General features: G+C 37.6%; 22 protein-coding genes. 13 read left to right on the forward strand and 9 right to left on the reverse strand.

Annotated elements, in window-relative coordinates:
* Positions 1-190 precede the first annotated feature (190 nt).
* Entirely contained in the window at positions 191-1,015 is an 825-nt protein-coding gene (locus M2R48_RS00730) for an ImmA/IrrE family metallo-endopeptidase (RefSeq protein ID WP_262084795.1), read from the reverse strand.
* Positions 1,016-1,046: 31 nt separating this feature from the next.
* Positions 1,047-1,376, reverse strand: coding sequence for a helix-turn-helix domain-containing protein (locus tag M2R48_RS00735; RefSeq protein ID WP_262084796.1), 330 nt, complete (start codon positions 1,374-1,376; stop codon positions 1,047-1,049).
* A gap of 142 nt (positions 1,377-1,518) precedes the next feature.
* Here M2R48_RS00735 and M2R48_RS00740 point away from each other — a divergent pair, with 142 nt between their 5' ends.
* The 4 genes from M2R48_RS00740 (at position 1,519) to M2R48_RS00755 (ending at position 4,055) form a co-directional block, all read left to right on the forward strand.
* Positions 1,519-1,689 carry a hypothetical protein gene (locus tag M2R48_RS00740; protein WP_262084797.1) on the forward strand — a complete coding sequence of 57 codons (171 nt, stop codon included), beginning with the start codon at positions 1,519-1,521 and terminating at the stop codon, positions 1,687-1,689.
* 9 nt (positions 1,690-1,698) lie between these two features.
* Complete coding sequence (locus tag M2R48_RS00745; protein WP_262084798.1) at positions 1,699-1,878, forward strand: hypothetical protein; 180 nt, start codon at positions 1,699-1,701, stop codon at positions 1,876-1,878.
* Positions 1,879-1,942: 64 nt separating this feature from the next.
* Complete coding sequence (locus M2R48_RS00750) at positions 1,943-2,458, forward strand: hypothetical protein (RefSeq protein ID WP_262084799.1); 516 nt, start codon at positions 1,943-1,945, stop codon at positions 2,456-2,458.
* Between the two features lie 365 nt (positions 2,459-2,823).
* A protein-coding gene (locus tag M2R48_RS00755) for an IS3 family transposase (protein WP_262084800.1) occupies positions 2,824-4,055 on the forward strand; the annotation gives its coding sequence in 2 pieces (ribosomal slippage) (positions 2,824-3,169 and positions 3,169-4,055; 1,233 coding nt in all).
* Positions 4,056-4,202: 147 nt separating this feature from the next.
* Here the strand turns inward: M2R48_RS00755 and M2R48_RS00760 are convergent.
* The 3 genes from M2R48_RS00760 to M2R48_RS00770 all read right to left on the reverse strand — a co-directional run bounded on the left by M2R48_RS00760 (position 4,203) and on the right by M2R48_RS00770 (position 6,085).
* Positions 4,203-4,517 carry a BrnA antitoxin family protein gene (locus tag M2R48_RS00760; protein WP_151802410.1) on the reverse strand — a complete coding sequence of 105 codons (315 nt, stop codon included), beginning with the start codon at positions 4,515-4,517 and terminating at the stop codon, positions 4,203-4,205.
* Positions 4,504-4,791, reverse strand: a complete 288-nt coding sequence (locus M2R48_RS00765) for a BrnT family toxin (protein WP_239046677.1) — start codon at positions 4,789-4,791, stop codon at positions 4,504-4,506. The genes M2R48_RS00760 and M2R48_RS00765 overlap by 14 nt, the downstream gene beginning before the upstream one ends.
* A gap of 274 nt (positions 4,792-5,065) precedes the next feature.
* Entirely contained in the window at positions 5,066-6,085 is a 1,020-nt protein-coding gene (locus M2R48_RS00770; RefSeq protein ID WP_262084801.1) for a carbon-nitrogen hydrolase family protein, read from the reverse strand.
* 248 nt (positions 6,086-6,333) lie between these two features.
* Between M2R48_RS00770 and M2R48_RS00775 the strand changes: the two genes are divergently transcribed.
* Complete coding sequence (locus M2R48_RS00775; RefSeq protein WP_262084802.1) at positions 6,334-7,275, forward strand: AraC family transcriptional regulator; 942 nt, start codon at positions 6,334-6,336, stop codon at positions 7,273-7,275.
* 338 nt (positions 7,276-7,613) lie between these two features.
* On the forward strand, positions 7,614-8,372 hold the full coding sequence (locus M2R48_RS00780) for an SIMPL domain-containing protein (RefSeq protein ID WP_034611176.1): 759 nt from the start codon (positions 7,614-7,616) through the stop codon (positions 8,370-8,372).
* A gap of 67 nt (positions 8,373-8,439) precedes the next feature.
* Here the strand turns inward: M2R48_RS00780 and M2R48_RS00785 are convergent, their stop codons facing one another.
* Positions 8,440-9,759: a DUF445 domain-containing protein gene (locus M2R48_RS00785; protein WP_004718689.1), complete on the reverse strand. Its 1,320-nt coding sequence runs from the start codon at positions 9,757-9,759 to the stop codon at positions 8,440-8,442.
* 28 nt (positions 9,760-9,787) lie between these two features.
* Positions 9,788-10,354 (reverse strand): CC0125/CC1285 family lipoprotein, encoded by a 567-nt coding sequence (locus tag M2R48_RS00790; protein ID WP_004718687.1) that lies wholly within the window; start codon positions 10,352-10,354, stop codon positions 9,788-9,790.
* 239 nt (positions 10,355-10,593) lie between these two features.
* On the opposite strand from M2R48_RS00790, the gene M2R48_RS00795 reads away from it, so the two are divergent.
* Complete coding sequence (locus M2R48_RS00795) at positions 10,594-10,824, forward strand: dihydrofolate reductase family protein (protein WP_262084803.1); 231 nt, start codon at positions 10,594-10,596, stop codon at positions 10,822-10,824.
* A 49-nt stretch (positions 10,825-10,873) separates the two neighbouring features.
* Positions 10,874-11,122 carry a dihydrofolate reductase family protein gene (locus M2R48_RS00800; protein WP_262084804.1) on the forward strand — a complete coding sequence of 83 codons (249 nt, stop codon included), beginning with the start codon at positions 10,874-10,876 and terminating at the stop codon, positions 11,120-11,122.
* A 99-nt stretch (positions 11,123-11,221) separates the two neighbouring features.
* Here M2R48_RS00800 and M2R48_RS00805 read toward each other — a convergent pair whose 3' ends face one another.
* Positions 11,222-11,761, reverse strand: coding sequence for a DUF924 family protein (locus M2R48_RS00805; RefSeq protein ID WP_004718682.1), 540 nt, complete (start codon positions 11,759-11,761; stop codon positions 11,222-11,224).
* A gap of 210 nt (positions 11,762-11,971) precedes the next feature.
* On the opposite strand from M2R48_RS00805, the gene gshA reads away from it, so the two are divergent.
* The 3 genes from gshA (at position 11,972) to M2R48_RS00820 (ending at position 14,664) form a co-directional block, all read left to right on the forward strand.
* Positions 11,972-13,549 (forward strand): glutamate--cysteine ligase, encoded by a 1,578-nt coding sequence (gshA, locus tag M2R48_RS00810; RefSeq protein WP_262084805.1) that lies wholly within the window; start codon positions 11,972-11,974, stop codon positions 13,547-13,549.
* A 28-nt stretch (positions 13,550-13,577) separates the two neighbouring features.
* Positions 13,578-14,072, forward strand: a complete 495-nt coding sequence (locus M2R48_RS00815) for a disulfide bond formation protein B (protein ID WP_004818338.1) — start codon at positions 13,578-13,580, stop codon at positions 14,070-14,072.
* 76 nt (positions 14,073-14,148) lie between these two features.
* Positions 14,149-14,664 (forward strand): hypothetical protein, encoded by a 516-nt coding sequence (locus M2R48_RS00820; protein ID WP_262084806.1) that lies wholly within the window; start codon positions 14,149-14,151, stop codon positions 14,662-14,664.
* Between the two features lie 36 nt (positions 14,665-14,700).
* On the opposite strand, the gene M2R48_RS00825 is transcribed toward M2R48_RS00820, so the two are convergent.
* Positions 14,701-16,032 carry an alpha/beta hydrolase gene (locus M2R48_RS00825; RefSeq protein ID WP_004818342.1) on the reverse strand — a complete coding sequence of 444 codons (1,332 nt, stop codon included), beginning with the start codon at positions 16,030-16,032 and terminating at the stop codon, positions 14,701-14,703.
* 243 nt (positions 16,033-16,275) lie between these two features.
* Here M2R48_RS00825 and M2R48_RS00830 point away from each other — a divergent pair, with 243 nt between their 5' ends.
* Both M2R48_RS00830 and parE read left to right on the forward strand, forming a co-directional pair.
* Positions 16,276-16,860, forward strand: a complete 585-nt coding sequence (locus tag M2R48_RS00830) for a YqiA/YcfP family alpha/beta fold hydrolase (protein ID WP_151957493.1) — start codon at positions 16,276-16,278, stop codon at positions 16,858-16,860.
* Between the two features lie 16 nt (positions 16,861-16,876).
* On the forward strand, positions 16,877-18,757 hold the full coding sequence (parE, locus tag M2R48_RS00835; protein ID WP_096732563.1) for a DNA topoisomerase IV subunit B: 1,881 nt from the start codon (positions 16,877-16,879) through the stop codon (positions 18,755-18,757).
* Positions 18,758-18,907: the final 150 nt, after the last annotated feature.

Genomic DNA, 18,907 nt, shown 5'->3' on the forward strand with positions numbered 1-18,907 from the left:
TTGGGGCAGTTAAGATGTATGAATGCTGTGAAGCCTATAAGTTAAAGATAGATATAGACTTCGTACAAGAGATTTTACGTTAAACTAATGATCAAAAGGCTCAATTCATGGGCCTTTTGCATAAAGGTGTATTATGTTAAATAGAGAAGTAAATTGGTGGAAATTTAACTTTTTCTAGAAATTTTAAACTCTACTTAAAAGAAGGAGGTGCCCATATTTCATCATTAAGCTCTTCTTCAATTTCATCATATGTAGTATTTGTTGTGACAACAGTAAGAGTTTTCTCATAAGAGCCTAACGTAACACTTTCTTCAAGGGCCTTAATGCTATGATTAGTATTTATCCAATCATTAAGATAAATTTCTCTTTTCAATGTCTCAATAGAAATTATATTTTTACTAGGCAAAACACTATTTTTTACATAAAGGCATTGACCAAATTTCCGTAATTCTTTTGTGCTAAAAACTGCATCGACAAGGCCATTCGAGCTAATAATTAACATTGCTGGTGCTTCGGTGAGTTCAATATATCTTATGGCGGTAGAAGTTAAAGAGGTATTAAAAATACTAGCCAAAGATTTAATAGCTTCCATACCATCATTGTATTTGTACATTTCTTGCTCAAATATAGATTTAGGCATTAGTAAACATGTTGAGAAATAGTCAGCCTCTCTTTCATACCGATCCTTACTGCCAGTGCCTGCACTTGAAAAATGTGCATCATTTTTTAAAATATTTTCAGGATGTTCAGGTAAAAAATAATGCCCAAATTCATGTCCAATACTAAACCTTTGATAAGGAATATTATTGATTGAAGAGGCATAATAAATCATGAAATTATTACCACTTCTAATAAGAGCTCCAGAGATTCCATGGCTTACCTGAGATTGTGTTTGTATCTCAATTCCAAGTTCATCGCCTAATCTAAAAAGATCTATTTCAGGATCGAAAAAATTATAATCTTGCCTAATCTGAATAGCTTCTTTTTCAATAAATTGTTTAGTGTTATTAGACATTATTTTATTCAAGATATTAAAAATAAATAGTTTATTTATTTCTTAAAGATTCTGCAAATCTTCTAATAGTTTCCCTATCACTATCTGTTAAATTTTGAAGATCTCTAAATAAAGTATCTACGTTAGAATCTTCGAAATTATCAACTCTTCCTAATAAATAATCTGTAGATACCTCTAAGGCTGTTCCTAGTTTTCTTAAATTATCGAAAGATGGTTTCCTTGACCCAGCTTCCAAATGTGAAATTGAGGTAGATGGAATTTTAGATTTTTCAGCCAGTTGAGATTGAGTAAGTTTACGTAACTCTCTTATCTCTCTTAAGCGTTCAGGAAACACATAGGTTTCATTAGATAGATTATTCATAGTTTTATTCTACTGTTTATATTCTAATATTTCCATAATAACTCGTAAAAGAAAAAAAATGTTGACGATTTCGACAAGTAATGCTAAAAATATTCTCGACAACATAAACTTGTCGAAATCGACAACATCATCGGAGTTTAGCATGGCTAAAGCACCAATCGGTACAACAGCAACAACAGGCCAAACATGTCCTGAAAGTGGCGTCTGGAAATCTCTAGACACTCCATCTACAACGGCACCAATTGCTAAGGGAAATCGAATGCCCCCGCACAATGGTAATGCCGTTACATGGAAATTAACTCAATACGCATAGGAGAAAAATATGTCGTTAAAACCTGGGCAAAATACTGGTCGTGATGGTGGTATTTATAGAGAGCAAGGACCTCGTGGTGGATTAAGAGATAACTACTCTACAATTCCTGATCGTACAATTGCTCCACCTACATCAAAACCAAACTCAAGCTGGATTCGTGTAGAACGTACACCAGATAGTAAGCGATGAATTGTTAAGGGCTGTTGAACTAGTTTGACAGTCCTTTTTATTGAAAATAAGAAGGAGAATTAATATGTTGCCACCGAAAATATATATTAAAAATGCTACAAAACAAGGACTTATAACAACCATTCTTTTGGGAATTATTCCTTTTAGTTTTGCTTTAGGTCTCGATATATTTGCAGTTGCCAATAATAAAAGTCATGAATTAATTAACTTTAATAATATGATTTCTAGTCTTTTACCTACCAATCATACTTATATAAATCTCTTGATATGGCTTGCTGCTATATACATTATCCCTTTGTTTTTTATATTTATAATAGATAAAAATTTTAAAAGAAAAATTGTAGCACCAACTCGGCTTAAGAATTTCATTCTTAATTTTGAACCTGCACTTTCTACTATTTTTAGCTTTATGTTTATAGCATCTTCAATATTTTTTACTTTAGGTGTTTTACTTAGCTTTAGTAATTTGGGTATTTCTTATGGATTAGGCTTTATTATTTTAGGCTTTATTTTATTCTGTATACCAACTTTAGCATTAGCAGGAATTTTTGAGCTTAAGGATTCTTTTTTACAGCAGTAAATTAAGAGTATAGGACTTACGCATAGGCAGACTTAAAAAAATAAGCTATATAAAACCAATCTCATATTTGGGATGTAACATCAGTGGATTCTCCATTTAATGTAGAATTCTTAAAATTAACATAATACAGCTTATATGAAATGCTTAATTTTTCCCTTTTCGTATCAATATCTTATCTCAAGCCGTTTCAGCATTCAGCGTACTAGAACGACTTTTGATTGTTTTTTCACGTTCCACGCTTTCTTAATAAAAATCTAAAATTATAGACAATAAAAAGTCCGACACTCTGTCAGACGTTTCGTATTAATACTATGTCCCGTCCTAGATAAGGTTGACACTTTCTAAACTTAAATTTGGAGAGTGTAATGAAAACAATAGTTAAAAGAACACAAAGAGATTACAGCTTAGCTTTTAAATTATCAGTCGTAGACCAAGTTGAAAAAGGTGAAATGACTTATAAACAAGCTCAAGACAGATATGGCATTCAAGGTTGTGCTACCGTTTTAGTTTGGTTGAGGAAGCATGGTAGATTAGATTGGAGTCAAGGCACCCCATTTCGTCATGGAGAAAAACAAATGTCTGATCCTTTACCGCTAACACCAGAACAAAGAATCAAAGAGCTTGAGCAGCAATTATATGAAACAAAAAGAAAGGCTGAGTTATTTGAAACTATCATAAACATACTCGAACGAGATTACGGAGTGAGCACCACAAAAAAGCCACAAGGCAAGCAATCAAAGAAAAGCAGACAGTAGGTTTTAGTATCACTGAATGTTGTTATTATCTTGGCACAACTCGGCAAGCTTATTATAAGCAATGCAAGCAAGCCAGTTTAAGGTATAAGCATGAACAGGATGTATTACAACAAGTTCAGCAAGAAAGAATGTTTCAACCTCGCATAGGCACAAGGAAACTTCACTATTTACTGAACACGATAATGGGTATCAAAATTGGTAGAGATCGGTTGTTTGATTTACTCAGAGATCATCGTTTATTAGTACAACCTAAACGCACATATCATAAGACAACGAATAGTCATCATCGTTTTCACAAGCATCCTAACTTGATTAAGTTTGGAATTGAGCAAGTGATACCGCAGAAACCTGAGCAGCTCTGGGTTGCAGATATAACCTATCTTTCACTAGAAACAGGAGAGGCCTATCTGAGTCTAATAACCGATGCTTGGTCTAGAAAAATAGTGGGTTATCATGTAGATGACAATTTAGGTGCAGAAGCTGTTAGCCAAGCATATATCAAAGCATTAAAGGAACGTAAAGCCCCACAATCCTCATTGATTCATCATTCAGATCGAGGTATCCAATATTGTTCAAAGAAATATCAGGAATTACATCAAAAACATAATATTCGATGTTCTATGACCGATGGATATCTTACTAAACAGTGTTTCTCATATCAAAATGCTTTGGCTGAAAGAGTGAATGGTATATTGAAGAATGAATATCTACTTCATAAACCAAGGAGTCTTGAAGATGCTAAACGAATGGTTGCAGAGTCTATAGAAATTTATAATGTTCGTAGACCGCATATGTCACTAAAATACAAAACGCCCGATGAAGTTCATCGAGCGTTTGTGTGAAATAAGTGTCAACCTATTTCAGGACTAGACACTAATTATAAATTATCTAAAGATTTACTAGCTATTTCACTATATCGATCACTTAAAGTTATGTAATTTCATAAATTCGATCCTTACATAACTTTCAAACAGACCGATTTAAAATATTTATTGATGATTCTTTAACTCTTTTAGCATCGCATCACGAAGAATCTCATTCATACGTGTTTGATAGCCTTTCCCTTGTGCTTTAAACCATGCAAGAACATCTGCATCCAGACGAATAGAGGTTTGTTGTTTCACTGGACGATAAAACTTCCCATGACGGGCAGCATTACTCCAGTCAGTAATTTCAGGAATATCAGAAAGGTCTATTTGTTCATCAGAGATTTTACCTCTTGCAACTAAACGTTGGATTTCTGCTTCACGTTTGTCTTTGAACTTTTCATTAAGTTCTTCTTTTGTATATCTAACCATGCTCATATTTTCTAATCTCCGCTTTAGTGGCATCTCTAGCACTGATTAAACGAATGATTTCAGTGTCATCTTCTAGCCTAATGGTATGGGCAACCAATACAAGCAATACACCATGAATCATACCTATTGTTTGCCAACGTTCTTCACCATCAACAAACCTTTCCTGCTGTTCAATTCGTAGAGGGTCATCAAAGACTAACGTTGCAACTTCAAAGGAAATACCATGTTTACGTTGATTCTTTTGATTTTTAACCTCATCCCATTCAAAAGATTGCTTCATATAAAACATTCAAATTTGTATATACGCTAATGTATCATAAAATAAGGTTTGAAAGCATAATTTTTAACCGAAATTGTTGGTGATAGGCTTCAAAATAGGAGAGGAAAGAGTAGAAGTGTTTCAATATTGGTTTTTGATTCTATTTTAGAGAAACACTTTTTTAACATTTCACATAAGATCATCTATTAAAGAAAGGCCCTTATAGAACCTTCCTTTAATTAAAAATTAACCAAGGTTGAGTTATATAGCTTCCACAAAAACAGCAAATCCTTATTTATTCTCCTTCAACCTCCAATTCTGCTGTCACATCAATATTTGTTGGCTTTATAGAGGAACGTACAGAAGGTGCTGAATAAATCACGTTGGGTTTATATTGAGCATTAAATACCAACTGAAAAACATCTGGACGAGAATAATGCCCTACAGGATCTGCCGCATTTTTAGCAAAAATAATATGATTAAGATCAATGTCAGCGATTAATAGACCTTCTTCATCTTGGGCAAGTGGAGTGGCAAGATCACCACCATCAGGGCCATAAATTCGTGATGCACCACCACCAGTTTTTAGTAATTTTTTCTTGGTCTCATCGGTACATAAAGCGTCAATCATTTCCTGAGAAACCATCGCACAAGATGCAAGCACAAAACATTGTCCTTCAGCTGCATACAAACGTGAAGCCGCATTGTTAACTTCTGCGCCGAGTGCGGCAGTCATATCCGTATATAAACTGAAACTAGGCCATGCTGCGATATGGATTTGTTCGTGCTGCGAATACATTGCATAACGGTTTAAGGGCTGTAAATGTTCCCAGCAGCACAGTGCCCCAATTCGACCAAGCGCAGTGTCATAGACTTGCAGAGAACTACCATCACCTTCACCAAATAAGGTGCGCTCTACATGGGTGGCTTTTAATTTTCGACGTACAGCGATGGTTTCCCCATGATGATCAATAATCCATTGGGAAATATACAGACTGCCATGATCACGCTCACTCAAGCCTAAAACCACATGCATATTATGTTTTTTTGCAGCATCCGAAATTTGTTTGGCTTGGTCACTGTTTAGTTCAAGAGAGTTGAGATGGTATTGATATACCCACGGCATATTTGCAGCGGGAGAATCTAACCATAAAAACCAGGGATAGCCAGGAATCCAAGTCTCTGGAAAGGCGATAAGTTCGACCCCTTTTTCTGCTGCTTCAGCAATAATTTTGATGGTTTTGTCTACGCTTCCTTGTAAGTCGAGAAATACAGGAACCGCTTGTACACAAGCGACTTTAATTGAAGTTTTCATGAGTGATCCTTTCTCAATAACTAAGCAATATTGCACTTTTGGTTATAGAGCCAAAGATTGATCAGGGGGTATGCTGAGCAGGCACAAAACATAGATCTATACGGAACTAAAAATCCAAATAATGATTTCAAATGTAAAAGAGATAAATTTTGCTTGATCTCAAAGTTAGGGGGCACTGAGTTGAAGGTTTACAAATTATGCTAAACGGATTAGCTTTATTGTATAAGCGTCTAAGAATAAGAGAGACAATGATGTTTAACTATGACACAAGGCGTGTCAAAAATAAGCTGCAACGTGACTATTGGCAGGATGCGATTAGTCAAGTATTTGTACCATTGACCTGTAATGTTTCTGTACAGGATGGCTTTTTTGGTGCTTTGTCTGCAAAACATATAGGCAATATTCAACTGGTTGAAATCAAAGGCTATGGTCAACATGTTGAACGGCATGCTTCCAATATTAGACATAGTCATCATGATGAGATTTTATTTATCTTCCTGATAGAAGGTCAAATGGGCGTTCAGTATCATGGTCGTGAACAATGTCTCAGCCAAGGACAATTTATTTTTCATGACACCCAGCAGCCGTATGATTTGTATTTGAATGGACAATTCAATCAACTAGTGCTCATGTTCCCACGTGAACAATTTCAACAGTATTTTGGGCGACCTGACCAGTTGTGTGGTCATGCTTTTGGTGAGGGGCATCCACTGAAAATTTTATTACTAAATTACGCACATGATTTATTTTGGTTTCCTGAGCAGGCTTCAACTGAACTTCAACAGGTGGTACTGCATAAATTTTTTGATTTACTGCGTTATGTGGTTCTCGATCAGATCAAAGACAAAACGCCTCGATCCAGTAGCCACAGTATGCTCGTGCAGATTAAGCATTTAATTCTGGAGCATTTAGACAATAGTGGGCTGAGTATTCATGATATTGCTCAAGATCTTCGTATTAGTTCGCGATATATCAGTAAACTTTTTCAACAGAATGAAACCACATTTGGCCGTTATGTAATGCAAAGCCGTCTGCAATTAGCCAAGAAGATGTTGATACAGACCAATGAACATACGCATAAGATTAATCAAATTGCCTATCAATGTGGTTTTGATGATATGTCGAAATTCTCACGTGAGTTTAGAAAACATTATGGTATATCGCCGAGTATGATGCGAAAGATTAACTAAATAGAACTACAAAAGAGTGAGAAGTAAAATTACCGATAAGATGATTGCTAAATTTCTCATTTTTAAGCCTACAAGATCCAAACTGAAATTTTATTCATTCGTTTCAGAGCAATTTTAGATGGCTTAAATGCACTTTAGCAGTGATTTTAAGCGCTGAATCAGATCATGTAGATTTCATATGATGATTAGATGAATTATTCTGATTTTAATAAGGCGTGATCAATCTTTATAGGCGATGCAAACCATAAAGCAATATTGTTTATAGGGGCAAAGTGGGTTGACTTGTTGTAGGATCCTTACTATAACTTATTTATAATAATTTTAGCGATACTACAATAATGGAAAATAAATCAATCACATATAAAACTTTATGGGTCTTTGCACTCATTCTAAGTTTAGGATTCATTATCTCAGCAAGTGTCATGGGCTATGCACTTAAGCAGTTTAATGGTGAAAAAAATTCAATAGTGGTCAAAGGGTTGGCTGAAAAACCCATACAAGCGGATCTAGCGCGCTGGGAGATTCATCTGCAAACCAGTCGTGCTTCAGACAGTGTTTCAGCCGCCTATCAATTGTTAGATCAAGAAATAAAAGCACTACAAGATTTCTTTATTGAGCACGGGTTTAAGGCAACAGAAATGAAACTGGGTAATAAAAGCTCTCAACCTTATTATGAAGAAGTGAATCAAGGCGAGGGGAAATTTACCCGCGAGTTTAGAGGCTATACTGCGATGCAATCACTAGTGATAAATAGTCGTGATATTCAAAAGATTGAGAAAGCCGCAAAAGATGCGTATTTATTAGATGAAAAAGGCATATCCATCGAGCAAAAACCGCAGTATTTGGTGTCGAATCTAGAAGAAATAAAAATGTCATTGATCGCCAATGCAACTAAAAATGCGCATAGTCGTGCCAATGAGTTTGCAAAAGTGGGTGGGGTAAAAGTCGGTGCGATGCGTTCTGCAAGTCAGGGTGCGTTTTATATTTTACCTGAAAGTGGTTCTGATGATGATAGCGATTATGGCGGTGCTTATGATAAAGCCACCATTAATAAAATTGCGCGGGTTGTCGTGACCATCAATTATGCGATTGATTGATAAAGCATTTAAATTGATAAAAGTGTAGTGCTAAAAAATGGGAGCTAGACTCCCATTTTTTATATTCTTAAATCGCAAAATCAATCACAGCACGAATCACACCTAAACTTAGACCAATAAATGCACCCACCACAACACCATTAACACGGATCATATGTAAATCACCGCCTACCTCATTTTCAATCTTGGCGATCATTTCGGTTGAGTCCCATTCATGGATACGTTGACTAATAAACTTAATCACTTTCTCACTATATTGGTCACTTAAATTGATGGCAATTCCGCTGATTCGATCATTTAGTAATTCACGTACAGACTGATTTTGCATCAAGTTTTCACCAAGCTGTTGAATGGCGATACGTAAATTCATGGCAATACCTGAGTCTGCTTTAAGCAAGTCAGATTTAACCGCATCACATAAAATCACCACAGCACCAGTAATAAAGTTGAGTACTGGTTCGCTGTCTAAAAGGGCATTCTTGGTTTCATTTAAGCTTATGCTGGCATGACTATTGTTATCTGCCAGTTGTAGCATAAGTTCATGTGCAGCTTCTTCAATTTTTTGACGAATAGGATGCTCTTGATCAGCAAGCATGGATTCCACTTTTTCAATCACTGAATCAATGGTGCGTTGCTCAACATCAATCCCAATCCAGCTGGCACCTTTGGCAAGGCGTGAAACACCAAGTTCTTTAAACATAGTTTGGGTAATTTCACGGGTTTTTTCAGGATGGGTCATCATCCATTCATGGGCAATATCCAGTCCACGTTGTAATACATCTTGATGGAAATCATTTTCTAAAACTGCACGCAGCATTTCACTTGCCAATTGGTTCATTCGAGTATTTCGAACCCATTGCACACTGTTGTTTTGAATAAAGCGTCCAATTTGATCCTGCCCGACAAATTCGAAAATTTTAGGGACAGTCTGCTGAATTACGTCCACCACTTGACCGTTATTTTTAGGATTGGCCAGCCATTGACCGACAGCAAAACTAAGATCAATACTTTTTAAACTACGTTCAACAATTTGTGGGGAGAGAAAATTCTCTTGGACAAATTTACCCATCGATTCCGCAATACGTGCTTTATTACGTGGAATGATTTCGGTGTGATCTTTTAGAAATTTAGGAATGGGAATTTTCCCAAAGGGATTACGAAACAACACGGTAATCGCATACCAATCGGCTAAGCCACCAACCACGCCAGCTTCAGCACCCAGCATGAGAATATGAATAAACCAAGCATACTCAGGCATCAGTTTGGCGGAAATGATCAAAGCAAACCATGCGACAACAGCCACCACCAAGGCAATGGTCGCAAAGCGTTTGCTTCGATCTAAGTTTGGAATTTCATTGAGAACTTCACTTTGTTCAATTCCGCTCATTCATTTTCCTAAATCGATTTCTGCATTTTTATTTCGTTGATGTTACCGCATCAGGCTGTGGTTGCAGTACTTGTCCTGTCGGACTAACACCATATTTTTGTCCTAAAGATTGCAAAATCAGACGAGCGTCAAATGCATCATTCGGTGATGATTTTTTATCTTTATAACATTCTATCGTATAGGAAATTTGCACAGGGTCAATGGTCACCACTTGTGGCATATCATAAAATGGGTCATTCCAGAACACTGGATGACGACGATAGCCCCAGCCATATGGATAGTAGTTTGATGATGGATAAACTACCGCTTTACGGGGCGGTTGCTGAGTGCGATTACTTGGATCATCTAAAACCTTGAAGTAAGTAAACCCATTTAAAAGCGTGGTTTGTGCGGCTTTAACAAGATTAATTTCTTCAGCTGTCCCAAAACTCATATTGCTATTGCCTTGGAAGCTGATGCGATAGCTATGATCGTTAAGTGGAACCGTAGTGTATTGCCCAAGCTGGTCAAAGGTACGTGGTTTGCTTGGTGTCGTCGCACAACCTGTTATGGTGAGCGCCGCTGCAATAGTTAGACCAATGAGTACTTTGTTCATGTGTCTCTCCTTTCCATTCTTCTGGATGGAATTTAATGAATTTATAATCCTCAGTATATTGTTCTAAATTGATGGAATGACAATGAATTTCAAGAAGAATTTTGTTAATTCAGGATGATACTCAACAAGATAAATGACTGTTCACGTAAAATTTAAACAATAAGCACGGTATTATGCGTATTTAATCCATGATAAAAAATAAAGACTGTTGAGAGTGAAGGCTGTTGAGAGAGGGTTAAATGAGTATTCAAATTAAAGGTTATATTGCAACAAGCGCAGATGGTTATATCGCAACACTAGATGGTTCTGTAGCGTTTTTAGCGCCATTTCAAAGTATTGACTGTGGATATGATGACTTTATCCAAGATATCGATATTGTGATTATGGGGCGTAAAACATATGAAGTGATTTGTTCTTTTGCTGAGGCGTGGCCTTATCCAAATCAGAAAGGATTTATCGTCACTTCTTAATCCTGATTTAGCTTTAACTCATGCCTCGCTTTCGCGATGGAACTTAGCTGTGGATGAACTTGTTGAGCACCTTAAACAGAATTATAACGGCAATGTCTGGATTGTCGGTGGAACACAATTGCAGAATACTTTTATTGAACAGAAGCTGCTTAATACCTTAGAGGTTTTTATCATGCCTGTTCTTCTTGGAAAGGGCATACCGCTATTTCCAAGTTTTGACTCGCATGAACAGCAGTTAAAGTCCATACATGCAGAAATGATTGAAAATACCATTATTAAACACAGCTATGTTTTCTAACGCTTGTTGTTTCTGATGGATCAGCATGCTTTGATGTGCTGGTCAAACAGCTTATGCAAAATATTTCTGCATAAGCTGTTTAGATAAAAACGATTAGGATTAAAAATGACTATTCGGCTGTTTTAAAAATTCAATTTCTTCTGCCGTTGAGCTTCGCCCTAAAATTTGATTACGGTGAGGATAACGCCCAAAACGATCAATAATCACTTTATGCTTTTTCTCAAAATCTAAATTGAGTGGATTGCCCAGCTCTTCAAAAAGTTGCAAAGCTTGGATATGGATAATTTTTGATTCACTATGCATAAATGGCATATACAGGAATGAACGTTGTTCGGGGCTTAATTGTTGATCTAAATTCAGCTGAATTGCTTCCTGTGCTAGCGCAAGTGCCAAGGCATCTTGTGCAAAAGATTCAGCATGATCTCGATACAAATTACGCGAGAATTGATCTAAAACAATAATTTCAGCCAAGCGACCTTCTGCTGTGGCACGCCAAGTCCATAGCTCACAATGTTTGGCTTGATCCAAGGTATGTGCAAATCGCTGGTGCAAAGTTTGATCGAATGCGTCACTTTTTGCGAACCAAAATGGTTGAGTTTCTTCACTAAACCAAAAATCGATAATTTCTTGATAATTCATAGTAGTTACAATTCTTTAGTGGTAATTTTTCTATAAAATCACAAATTTTAGATGTCTTGTAGAGGTAGTTTGTGTTAAAAACTTTTCCGAAATAAAGTGAATAATTCATTTAAAACAACGATGCTTATACGTGTATATCGATAAATAACGTTATACTGCGCGCATCAAAACATTTTATTTTAAAAAATTCTTTAAGATAAGCGAGTAAGTATGAGTCAACCCGAAACGATTTCCCAATCTTTAGTACCAAATTGGGTGGATTCTACCTTATTCAGAGGCATGTTACGTGGCATCGAACGTGAAAGCCTGCGTATGCAAAGTAATGGCTTTTTATCACAGGCTGATCATCCTCAGTCTTTAGGCTCAGCCCTAACACATCCGCATATCACCACAGATTATTCAGAAGCTTTGATGGAGTTTATTACACCTCCCAAAGAAAGTATTCCTGAAGCGTTAAGCTTTTTAACCGATGTACATGCTGTTGTGCATCGTCATTTAGAAAATGATGAAAAGCTATGGACTTTGTCCATGCCATGTATGCTGGATGACAAAGAAGAAAATATCCGTTTGGCGCAATATGGCACATCCAATATTGGTCAATTCAAAACCTTATATCGTCATGGTCTCGGCATTCGTTATGGGCGCCGTATGCAGACGATTTCGGGTGTGCACTATAATGTGTCTTTCCCAGATGCGTTATTTGAACAATTACAACAACATGAAAGCAATGAAGCGCTTAAAGCCTTAAGCCTGCAAGACTATCGCAGTCATCGTTATCTTGGGTTGATCCGTAACTTTATTCGTTTAACTCCTCTCGTGATGTATTTGGTAGGTGCCAGCCCTTCAGTCTGTAAATGTTTTATGACAGGCCGTGAACATCAGTTGTTGCCTTTAATCAAAGGCACATTATTTCTACCTTATGCCACAGCATTGCGCATGGGGCGTTTTGGTTATCAAAATTCCGCACAAAAACAATTGGGTATTCATTACAACAATTTAGAAAGTTATGTGGCTGAATTACAAAAAGCGGTCAATTCACCTTATGCGCAGTTTAGTCATTTAGGTTTAAACGATGCCAATGGTCAGCCGATTCAAATTAATGATCACGTCTTACAAATTGAAAATGAATACTACAGCTTAGTCCGTCCAAAACAAGTGCCACAAGCAGGGGAAACGCCATCTCAGGCCTTGTCAAATCGTGGGATTGGCTATGTTGAATTACGCGCGGTAGATGTAAATCCATACAGTGCGATTGGTATCGATGAGGATACAGCAGGCTTCTTGGAAGTGGTTGCATTGTATTGCTTGCTTAAAGAAAGCCCAGATTTATGGGATGAAGAACAAGATATTATTGAGCAAAATCAGGCTGAAGTGGTCAATCGTGGTCGTGCGCCAAATGCGAAAATCATTGAAGCGGGTGTTGAATATCCATTACTTGAGTGGATTCAACAGCATATCACTGCCATGCAACCACTTGCAGATCTACTCAACCAATCCTATGCAACAGATTTATATCGTCAAGCATTGACGGTGATGCAAACACGTATTGATGATGTGGATGAAACACTATCAGCGCATGTGATTGCCGATACTGTAGAGCAAGGTGGTACATGGAATTTTGGTGGCTATATGGCCAATCAACATATCCAAAGTTACGAACAACATGTATTAAGTCCAGAAACTTTAGCGTATTTTGAGGGACTTACTCGAACATCTCTCGCAGAACAACAGCAACTTGAACAAAATACAAGTATAAGTTTCGAGGATTATCTGAGTAAATTTAGATAAAGCATTAATTAGATAATGAGGAAGTTCCATGCAATGGCGTAGTTATCGCTTCGTAAGTGGTCTTTTATTTTTGGCAAGTGTGATTGGTATGTCATTTGCGCTCTATTTAGAGCATGTACAAGGGCTTGAGCCATGTCCACTATGCGTATTTCAACGTATTGGATTGATTGGTCTAGGGCTAATTTCATTGATTGCCTTTTTGCATAACCCAAAAACAAATGTATTTAAACGCATTTATAGCGTTTTGGGTTTAGCTGCGATTTCTTGGTCAGTTGGTGTTGCCGCTCGGCATGTGTGGCTACAGAACCTACCTAAAGATCAGGTTCCAAGTTGTGGTCCAGGTCTGGACTATTGGGTCAACACTTTACCTTTAAAGGCTGTGTTTGAAAATGTGCTTAAGGGTTCTGGCGAATGTGCCATGGTCGATTGGACTTTCTTAGGACAATCTTTACCTGTTTGGTCATTACTGTTTTTCAGTGTATTGGCATTGATCAGTCTATGGCAGTTGTTTAGAAAGTACTAATTTAAAAACATTAAGAGCCAGTCTAAACTGGCTCTTTTTCATATAAACTTCAATTATTTATAAATCAAGCAAAATCATGAAACATATAATAAATTTAGCCGGGATCGGCATACTGGTCTGTTTGGCTACAGCACAAGTCTCTGCAAAACCAGCCAGCAAAGTGGTCAGTAAAGATGTGTCTTGTCAGTTTAAATCTGAATTTGACGACACCATTCCAGCCGATGTTTCCTATATCAAATTGGGTGCTCAGCCATTTAAAAAATTTATTGTCAATCCAGATTATTTTTCAAGTCGAATTGAAGACTGTCAATTACATGGTGGCAGATACTACGTATTGTCTGTGTCGCAGAGCCATCCTGCTAGAACGCTTGCTCAGTCGTTGATTGAGGTGACGCAATTTGATTTAACAGGCAAAAAGCTCAGCCAAAAATTTTATAATAAAGCTTGGACTTGTGAATTAAAACAAGGTTTTATTGTAAAAAATCAACGCTTATTGATCGATACCCAATGTGCAGAAAAATCAAACTTTGATGAATATGGTGACATGGTTGATCCTCACCAGAACAAGTCTTATCAAATTGAAGTGAAATAGCAAAAAAGGCTGATTGAAGATCAGCTTTTTTTACAATTAGGTCTCAACAATCCCTTGCATACTTTCTAATTTAATCAAATATTTGCGAATTTGTTCTTCTGCCAATTCATCATGGTGCGGATAAAACCATTTGGCAATTTGTTCCGAAACTAAAGGATGATATTGAATCTCAAGATGGTTTAAGCCATAAAACACAGCTTTATGCGATTCAGGTAATTTCAACTGAAAACGTGGGTTTGGGTGTTCACCTAAGGCACTTTTAACACTGACCAGATAGTCGCCAATCACTTTTAAGGTGCGGTTTTTGCGGTTTTCAAATTCCAAGGTACCTGCAATTAAAAAGGTATTGATATGCGATGGTAGCGGAGCTGGTTTGCGGTTGTCATCCATCAAGCCAATACGGGCATTGTTATGCTCCCAGTCATCATCTCGAACACTTCCATAACGCAAGTCTAAGATGCCATTACTGCGGATATTGACGATATGACTGATCATTTTAACAATCGGGAAATTACCCACTTTCTCTTGCATGGCAAATCCGAAACGTTCTAATAACGCACCATGATGCGGGGAGCCAATACAAACCAGATTCTCAACCATGTGGAACCACTGATGCATGTTTTGTTTGCCATAGAACAGCGCACTGCGAGAAACCAAGCCACCCATACTGTGGCCAATTAAATCAATGCTGGTAATGCGAGGGTTACGTTTGATTAAATCTTCTAAAAGATTTGCCAATGAACGTCCATTGGCTGAAATTCTACGTCCAGTATTGTAGTGAAAATACAACATGGTGTTGTGATCACGTTGCGCCAAGAGTTTCTCACCAATACCGCCATTGTTACGATTGGTCCAGTCTTGATAATTCATACATAAACCGTGAGAGAAAATCACCACACGGCCAGCCAAATCACCTTGCTGTAATGAACCATAATGATCATAAAGCACAGGTGACAGTGCGAGCGGATTATGAGTTGCCAACAAATAATCACCCAATACCCCATTTAAAACACTGACCAAAAAAGTCATATGAGAGGTCAATGGCTTATCATGTAAATTTGGGAAACGTTCAATGGTTTTACGTAAAATTGGGGCAATCAGGTGGCTACCATAATTTTGCAATGCGTGATAACCAAATTGATAGAATTTATCGACAATTGGACGGGATTGGAATCGTTTGGCTTTTTGTTTACTTAAGCCAAAAATACTCAGCAACATTTCACGTTGAATCGACTGGATGAAGTCTTGAACCATGCCACTGAGTGGCGTACTCACTAACTGCGCTAAACCTTCTAATACGTCGGCCTGACTTGGAGGCGAACGATCCCACTTACAATAGGTTTCGTGTAAAGGGGTTAAGCTTGGCATTGTTATTTCCTCATCCATATTGATCTGGAACAAAGACTTTATTTTTGCTGTAGATCAATGTATAAATCCCTAGGCAATCATCTTATCTTGTTCATCCTGAACGCTATTTAAAATACCGATAATTGCGATTAAGTTTTAGTTTTTTGTCGGACAATATCCTGACATATACAAATTAAAACAATAATGTGATTTGAATCACATTAAAAACTAAAACATTGGTGGTAAAAAAGCAAACTATTTTCAATGAATATTATTTATTTACATGGTTTTAAAAGTAGTCCTTTATCAATAAAAGGGCAACAACTAGATGATTATTGTCGATGTTATTCATCGCATAGTGTGCATTTGCCTGATTTAAACCAGCATCCGCAACTGGTTTTAGATCAAATTTCAGCGCTCATTGAAAAATTGCCTGATGTTGCACTGGTGGGGAGTAGCTTTGGTGGCTTTTATGCGACACAATTGGTCGCAAAATATGGTGTGCCTGCTGTTTTAATTAATCCAGCTATGCGACCATGGCAATTGTTCAGTAATTTATTTGGAATTGAACAGATTCCCTATAAGATCAATGAACAATGGACTTTAGATCGTTTACAACTTGACTACTTGGAAGCGATTGCCGTGCCATTTGTACAAGATGCAGACAAAATACTGGTCTTATTGCAACAAGGTGATGAAGTTTTAGATTATCGTGACGCTGAACGGTATTATAGTGCAGCTCCACACACATCATTGATCATGACAGAAATGCATGGTAATCATGCGATGGAAGATTTTGCAGATAAAATACCCATGATTCTGGAATTTTTATCATACTCCGTAAAATAAAAGGAAAAAACTCAACGTGTCTCAATATACGGCCCAATCACTTGAAGTATTATCTGGTCTAGATCCTGTACGTCGCCGTCCAGGTATGTATACCGATACCACTCGTCCAAACCATTTGGCGCAAGAAGTAATTGATAATGCTGTCGATGAGGCACTTGCAGGACATGCCAATAAAATTACTGTCACGGTATATAAAGATGGTTCGTTGTCGGTCGAAGACAATGGCCGTGGTATGCCAGTCGATATTCACCCTGAATACGGACAAAGCGGGATTGAAATTATCCTGACGAAACTGCATGCAGGCGGTAAATTTAGCACCGATAACTATCAGTTTTCGGGCGGTTTGCATGGTGTTGGGATTTCCGTGGTCAATGCCTTGTCTGATCGTGTTGAAGTTGAAGTTCAACGCCACGGCAATCTTTATAAAATGGCGTTTGAACATGGTGAACCTGTTGCGCCTTTAGAGATTTTGGAAGGTAAAGCGCCAAAACGTGCTACGGGGACAACAGTACATTTTTGGCCAGAAGCGAAATATTTTGACTCTCCTAAATTTGCTTTAAAAGCGTTAAAACATAATCTCAAAGCCAAAGCTGTATTGGCTGCTGGTCTACAAATTAATTATATTGACCAGATTAATGACGAAAAAATTGAATGGCAGTTTGAAAATGGTCTCGTCGACTATTTGATGGATGAATTACAAGATCGTGAAATCATTCCAGATCCTGCCTTTGTTGCAACGGGTGAAGCTGAACGCGCCAGTGCTGAGTTTGCAATTTGCTGGAATGCTGAGGGTGGCGAACAAATTCAGGAAAGTTATGTGAATTTGATCCCAACGGCACAAGGGGGAACCCATGTAAACGGGTTACGCTCAGGTGTTACCGATGCGATGCGTGAGTTTTGTGAGTTACGTAACTTGTTGCCACGTAATCTGAAATTATCTGCTGAAGATGTTTGGGACGGGGTCAATTATATCCTGTCGCTTAAATTCCAAGAGCCACAATTCTCAGGACAAACCAAAGAACGTCTTTCAAGCCGAGAAGCATCTAACATTGTTTTAAATATTGCCAAAGATGCTTTTGCACTCTGGCTAAATCAAAACTCTGAAGTGGCCATGCAATTGGCTGAGATTGTGATTGCGAAAGCGGGTCGCCGTTTAAAAGCAGCAAAAAAAGTTGAACGTAAAAAGATTGTTGCGGGTCCTACCTTGCCCGGAAAACTATCAGATTGTGTGGGTCATACCCTTGAAGAATCTGAACTGTTTATCGTCGAAGGTGATTCTGCCGGTGGTTCTGCAAAACAAGCCCGCGATAAAAACTTCCAAGCGATCATGCCAATTCGTGGGAAAATTTTAAATACTTGGGAAGTGTCTTCTGACGAGGTGTTGGCCTCTCAAGAAGTGCATAATATTGCGATTGCGATCGGTGTAGATCCGGGCAGTGATGATCTTTCCGAATTACGTTATGGCAAAATTTGTATCCTTGCCGATGCCGATTCAGATGGTTTGCATATCGCGACCTTGCTTTGTGCACTCTTCGTCAAGCATTTCCCTGCAATGGTCGATGCTGGGCACCTATATGTTGCAATGCCACCACTGTTCCGTATCGATGATGCCAAAGATGTTTATTACGCGCTTGATAACGAAGAGTTAGAAGCTATCTTAAAGAGAGTTAAATCTAAAAACCCGCAAATTACTCGATTTAAAGGTCTGGGTGAAATGAACGCCAGTCAATTGCGTGAAACCACCTTAGATCCAAATACACGCCGTTTGGTGCAGTTGGATTTGGACGATACGCATCACACAACAGGCTTACTGGACAAATTACTTGCTAAAAAAAGGTCAGGTGATCGTAAAGACTGGTTAGAACAAAAAGGTAATTTAGCTGATTTGAGTGTTTGATCGCTGAACTCATTCATATTTAAAAATGATGCCTCAGTGCATCATTTTTTTTGATACCTCTGAAACATCGCATTGATGCAAACAGAATTACATTCTTTGTCGTACAAATAATTTCTGCATTATCTTTCTATTTTTTCTCCTATTCTTTTG

This window comes from Acinetobacter sp. I-MWF (assembly GCF_025433935.1).
In the GTDB taxonomy this organism is placed as follows: Bacteria; Pseudomonadota; Gammaproteobacteria; order Pseudomonadales; family Moraxellaceae; genus Acinetobacter; species Acinetobacter guillouiae.